Origin of the sequence: Burkholderia sp. Ac-20353, from assembly GCF_017104785.1 — a bacterium.
GTDB lineage: Bacteria > Pseudomonadota > Gammaproteobacteria > Burkholderiales > Burkholderiaceae > Burkholderia.
In genome coordinates this window covers 1-1,343 of the sequence record NZ_JAAGPL010000467.1, presented here as the reverse complement: position 1 = coordinate 1,343, position 1,343 = coordinate 1, and the positions used below count along the sequence as shown (strand labels likewise).

Annotated in this window: 1 protein-coding gene and 2 pseudogenes; 1 reads left to right on the top strand and 2 read right to left on the bottom strand. The window is 68.9% G+C overall.

The window, feature by feature from the left end:
* Both G3N94_RS41360 and G3N94_RS41355 read right to left on the bottom strand, forming a co-directional pair.
* Window positions 1–161: pseudogene (locus tag G3N94_RS41360) on the bottom strand (amidase); the annotation flags it as partial.
* Window positions 162–168: 7 nt separating this feature from the next.
* Entirely contained in the window at window positions 169–852 is a 684-nt protein-coding gene (locus tag G3N94_RS41355; protein ID WP_205799912.1) for a GntR family transcriptional regulator, read from the bottom strand.
* A gap of 276 nt (window positions 853–1,128) precedes the next feature.
* Between G3N94_RS41355 and G3N94_RS41350 the strand changes: the two are divergent.
* Window positions 1,129–1,343, top strand: a pseudogene (locus G3N94_RS41350) (gamma-glutamyl-gamma-aminobutyrate hydrolase); the annotation flags it as partial.

The window sequence follows — 1,343 nt, the reverse complement described above, 5'->3', positions numbered from 1 at the left end:
GCGTTGTCGGCATCGACCTCGGTGAACACGACGGCACCCTGGCCGGCCGGATCGGCGATCCGTTCGAGCGCGGTGTCGACGAGCGCGCGGCTCGTCGTGCGGCCGGCGGCGAGGTCCGCGGCAAGCTGGGCAAGCGGGGGGAAGGGCGTGAAAGTGGTCATGGACGGCTCAGGGGCGAAGATGTTGAAGAAGGGTGACGCGGAACGAATCGATATGGCGTTCGACGGCCGCACGCGCGCCGTCGGCGTCGCGCGCGGCGAGCCGTTCGAACAGCTCGCGGTGTTCGCGCTGCACGTCGGCGAGGTGGTGTGGTTCGGACAGCGTGACGAACCAGAAGCGCAGCGAGCGCTCGTGCAGCCCGCGCAGGATGTCGGCGAGCACCGGGTTGCGCGCGGCTGCGCCGATCGCCTGATGGAACGCGCGGTCGAGGTCCATCATGCTTTCGACGTCGTACCGGTCGACGCAAGCCTGTCCGTCGTCGAGCAGCGCGGCCATCCGCGCGAGATCGTCGGGCGACGCGTGACGGGCGGCGAGCGCGACGCAGTGCGCCTCGTTGATGCGGCGCACGTCGGTCACCGCGACGATGTCGTCGAGCGACAGCGGCTGCACCATCAGGCCCTTGCGCGGCATCACGGACAGCAGCCCTTCGAGCACGAGGCGATGCACGGCCTGATGGACCGGCGTGCGGCCGATCCCGGTTCGCGCGACGAGCTCGGCCTCGTTGAGCGCCGCGCCGGGTTTCAGGCGCATCGTGATGATGTCGCGCTGGATCAGCGCGTATGCGCGATCGGCGAGGCTGGCGGCCGAGGCGTCGGGCTGGCGGCTCGGCGGGGCGTCGGTCAGGATGTTCATGCGGGCTGGGTCGCGGCGGCAGGACGGGGCGAACGCATGCTCGGGCCGTTCAGGAACGTGGGCAATGCGTCGATATTATTGTGATATATCACTGGTGTCCAGCATGTCTGGCGGGGCGGACCGATCGCATCGGACGACGACGATTCCCGTGCGGGAGCTGACCTGACCCTTGCAACATTGATGACAAGATGTTGTCGGCTCACCGCGCGATCGGGTGCTGAAGCATAATGATTCCTCGTCAATCCACACGCGTGAGCGACGCACCAGACCACCGTCATGAGCGAAAACACGCCTTCTGTTGCCGGTTCGGCCGGCACGTCTTCTTCTTCTTTCGACTCCACCCGTCCGAATTCGGCGCATCCGGTGTCCGGCGGCACGCCTGCCAGCCCGCCTGCGCAGGCGTCTGCCGCACGCGGCGTCGCCGACGACGTCGCTGGCGCGGGTGCTTCGCCCGTCACCGGGGCGTCGGAGCCGGGCGCGCCCGGCACGGC